The sequence below is a fragment of the Mycobacterium sp. genome, from assembly GCF_049281135.1.
Classification (GTDB): domain Bacteria; phylum Actinomycetota; class Actinomycetes; order Mycobacteriales; family Mycobacteriaceae; genus Mycobacterium.
On the sequence record NZ_JBAPRN010000470.1, the window covers coordinates 1 to 3,877 of the forward strand.

General features: G+C 66.2%; 4 protein-coding genes. 2 read left to right on the top strand and 2 right to left on the bottom strand.

Going from position 1 to position 3,877, the window contains the following annotated elements; genetic code table 11:
• Window positions 1-119: 119 nt before the first annotated feature.
• Both WAN02_RS18905 and WAN02_RS18910 read right to left on the bottom strand, forming a co-directional pair.
• Window positions 120-989, bottom strand: a complete 870-nt coding sequence (locus tag WAN02_RS18905) for an SDR family NAD(P)-dependent oxidoreductase (RefSeq protein WP_422265773.1) — start codon at window positions 987-989, stop codon at window positions 120-122.
• A complete protein-coding gene (locus tag WAN02_RS18910; protein ID WP_422265774.1) occupies window positions 986-1,606 on the bottom strand; it encodes a TetR/AcrR family transcriptional regulator C-terminal ligand-binding domain-containing protein in 621 nt (206 codons plus the stop codon). The genes WAN02_RS18905 and WAN02_RS18910 overlap by 4 nt, the downstream gene beginning before the upstream one ends.
• Before the next feature lie 44 nt (window positions 1,607-1,650).
• Here WAN02_RS18910 and WAN02_RS18915 point away from each other — a divergent pair, with 44 nt between their 5' ends.
• Both WAN02_RS18915 and WAN02_RS18920 read left to right on the top strand, forming a co-directional pair.
• A complete protein-coding gene (locus WAN02_RS18915; protein WP_422265775.1) occupies window positions 1,651-2,787 on the top strand; it encodes a phosphotransferase family protein in 1,137 nt (378 codons plus the stop codon).
• On the top strand, window positions 2,787-3,877 hold a 1,091-nt coding region (locus tag WAN02_RS18920), incomplete at its 3' end, for a hypothetical protein (RefSeq protein WP_422265776.1). The genes WAN02_RS18915 and WAN02_RS18920, both read left to right, overlap by 1 nt.

A 3,877-nucleotide genomic window follows, 5' to 3' on the forward strand; every position in this document is an offset into this window, starting at 1 on the left:
GGCAAAGCCCGCACCAGGCGCCGCGCCACTCGGCTGCTGCTGCGGGCCGGGTTCGCCTCCCTGCACTGGCACCGGCTGCACGCAGTGATCATCAACGCCGTGACCGCGACGAAGCCGGCTTAGGACCCGAATGCGCAAAAGCTGCCGTCGAGCACTTGCAGGTGGCCGAGGGTCCGGCCAGTCAGGACCGTCGGATCCACCAGCGTCAGCTCCAACGCGGCCCGCGCGAACTCCTCCGGGGTGGCGACATCGTCGAACCCGCGGGCGTAATACGAAAGACCGGGCGTCATAATCGCTTTCGACGGCGACAGCGCGTTGACCGCAACATGGTGGCCGGCCAGATCGTAGGCCGCACACCACGTCAAATGCTCCAGTGCGGCTTTGGATCCGCCGTAGCCGGGCAGCACGCCGCCGCTACGGTCGGCGTAGGGCCCATCACCCGGTAGCCGAGACGCCACCGAGCTGATGTTGATGATCGAGCCGGTGCCTGCGGCGATCATGTCCGGGCAGACCAGCTGGATCAGCTCATAGGCGGCGAACACCGCGATCTCGAAGTGGCGGCGATACGCGCCCAGCGGCGTGCCGAGCAGGGGCGGCCAGTCCGGCTTGGAGCCAGCCGGTTGTGCTTTCGCAGATTTCGGGCGCGCATCGTCGCCGGGCTTGGGCGGGCGACCGGGCGCGGTGAACGCCGCGTTGTTGATCAGAATCGTGATGGGGCCCAGCGCATCTCGAGCCTCCCCGACCAGCCGCGCGATATCGTCTCGGTCCAGCAGGTCGGCCCGAATCGCCAACGCGTGTCCGCCGGCTGCCTCGATATCGGCAACGGTCTCACCAATAGTGCCGGGAAGCTTTTCGTTCCATACACTTTCGGTGCGGCCGATTACGGCAACTGCCGCCCCTTCGCTCGCCAGCGCCAGAGCGATTGCCCGGCCCAGGCCGCGGCTGGCGCCGGTGACGATCGCCGCGCGGCCATCCAGTCGTCCGGTCACCGGCGAGACCCTACCTCGCGAGTAACGCCGTGCACGAGGATGGCGGTGGTCTGGTCCACCCAGGTGTCGTCCAGAGGTTCGTCCGGACTCAATAGCATCCGCAACAACGTCGCCCCGCCGATCAACTCGATCAATCGGTCCGGATCGACGTCCGGATGCACCTCACCGCGGTCCACCGCCTCACTGAGCCGCGCCTGCACCGTAGTGAACAAACCCGCAAAGCGAGACATCACCCGTGCGTTGAGCTCAGTGTCGGCACTCATGTCGGCGACCAGGCCGGGCAGCGCGGCGCGCACGACCGGGGTAGTGAACACGTCGCGCGCCGCCGCAATCATCGCTCGCAGGTCATCGGCCATGCCGCGGGTCGGGCCCTCCAGCGCAGTGGGCGCCACCGGGAACGCCGCTTCGTGCACCAGCTCGGCCTTGCTCGACCATCGCCGGTACAACGCCGTCTTCGTCGTTCCGGCGCGCTCGGCGACCGCGGCCAGGGTGAGGTTCGAATAGCCGATTTGGACAAGCAGATCCGCGGTGGCGGTCAATATGGCAGCGTCGATGCGCGGGTCCCGGGGCCGTCCGGCACCCGAGACCTTGTCAACCGAGAGTGCGTCTGCTTTCATAACGCTACCCATCGTATCGTAATTGCCTCACGAAGGAGGCACCTGTGCCAAACGAACCTGTGCTCGACCAAGTCGACCGACTACAGCGCTCCAGCCGCGACATCACCACACTGCCGGTTGTGATGTCGAGATGGCTGTCCACCGTGCTGCCAGGCGGGGCGACCCCGCAGGTCACCGTGGAGAGCGGCATCGACTCGACCGGTATGTCGTCGGAGACCATCATCCTGACCGCGCGCTGGGAGGAGGACGGCAAGCCGATTACGCAGAAGCTGGTGGCGCGGGTGGCGCCCACCGCCGAGGACGTCCAGGTGTTCCCGACGTATCGACTCGACCACCAATTCGATGTGATCCGCAAAGTCGGCGAGATCACCGACGTTCCCGTGCCGCGAGTGCGGTGGCTGGAAACCACCGGCGAGGTCTTGGGCACACCGTTCTTTTTGATGGATTACGTCGACGGCGAGGTGCCGCCCGACGTCATGCCCTACACCTTCGGTGGCAACTGGTTCGCCGACGCGGCCGCCGAACGGCAGCGCGAACTGCAAGACGCAACGGTCGGGGTGCTCGCCAAGCTGCATTCAATAGCCGACGCGGAGAAGACGTTTGGCTATTTGGCCGAAGGGCAGGCAGGCGACTCCGCGCTGCGCAGGCATTTCAACTGGGTGCGGTCGTGGTATGACTTCGCCGTGCCCGACATCGGTCGGTCACCGCTGTTGGAACGCACATTCCAATGGCTGGAGGACAACTGGCCGCAGGAAGCGGCGGCCACCGAGCCGGTGCTGCTCTGGGGCGACGCCCGGGTGGGCAACGTGCTGTACCGCGAGTTCCTTCCGGTGGCGGTGCTCGACTGGGAAATGGTGACGCTGGGCCCGCGTGAACTCGACGTCGCATGGATGATCTACGCGCACATGGTCTTTCAGGAGCTCGCCGGCCTGGCGACGCTGTCCGGCCTGCCCGAGGTAATGCGTGAGGAGGACGTCCGGGCTACCTACCAGCGGCTCACCGGCATCGAAATCGGTGACCTGCGCTGGTTCTACGTCTACTCCGGGGTCATGTGGGCCTGCGTGTTCATGCGCACCGGAGCGCGGCGAGTGCACTTCGGCGAGACCGAGAAACCTGACAGCGTCGAATCGCTGTTCTATCACTCAGGACTGATGAAACGTCTCATCGGAGAGGATCAGTAATGCTCGGACCGCTCGACGAGTTCCCGGTACACCAGGTTCCCCAGCCGATCGCGTGGCCGGGTTCCTCGGACCGCAACTTCTACGATCGCTCCTACTTCAACGCCCACGACCGCACCGGCGACATCTTCGTGATCAGCGGCATCGGTTACTACCCCAACCTCGGGGTCAAAGACGCGTTCCTACTCATCCGCCGCGGCGACACCCAGACCGCGGTGCACTTGTCCGATGCTGTCGACCAGGATCGGCTCAACCAGAACGTCAATGGCTACCGCGTTGATGTCATCGACCCGCTGCACACACTGCGGATCGTCCTCGACGAAACAGAAGGCATCGCAGCCGATCTCACCTGGGAGGGCCTGTTCGACGTCGTCCAGGAGCAGCCACACCTGATGCGCTCGGGTAACCGGGTGACGCTGGACGCGCAGCGCTTCGCCCAGCTCGGCAGCTGGAGCGGCCGGATCATCGTGGACGGCAAGGAAATTGCCGTCGACCCGGCCACCTGGATCGGCAGCCGCGACCGGTCCTGGGGCATTCGGCCGATCGGCGAAGCCGAGCCCGCCGGCCGGCCCGCCGACCCGCCGTTCGAGGGCATGTGGTGGTTGTATGTGCCGATGGCGTTCCAGGACTTCGCGGTCGTCCTGATCATCCAGGAGGAGCCCAACGGGTTTCGCTCACTCAACGATTGCACCCGGATCTGGCGCGACGGCCGCGTCGAACAGCTCGGCTGGCCGCGGGTGAAGATTCACTACCGGTCCGGCACCCGCATTCCGACCGGCGCGACCATCGACGCCACCGCCCCCGACGGCACCCCGGTGCACTTCGATGTCGAGTCCAAGTTGCCGGTGCCCATCCACGTCGGCGGCGGTTACGGCGGCGACTCGGACTGGCTGCACGGCATGTGGAAGGGCGAGAAGTTCGTCGAACGGCTGACCTATGACATGACCGACCCGGCGATCATCGGGCGGTCCGGTTTCGGCGTCATCGACCATGTCGGACGCGCGGTGTGCCGCGACGGCAACGGAGATCCGGTCGAGGGTTGGGGCCTCTACGAGCACGGCGCGCTGGGCCGCCACGACCCGTCCGGCTTCAA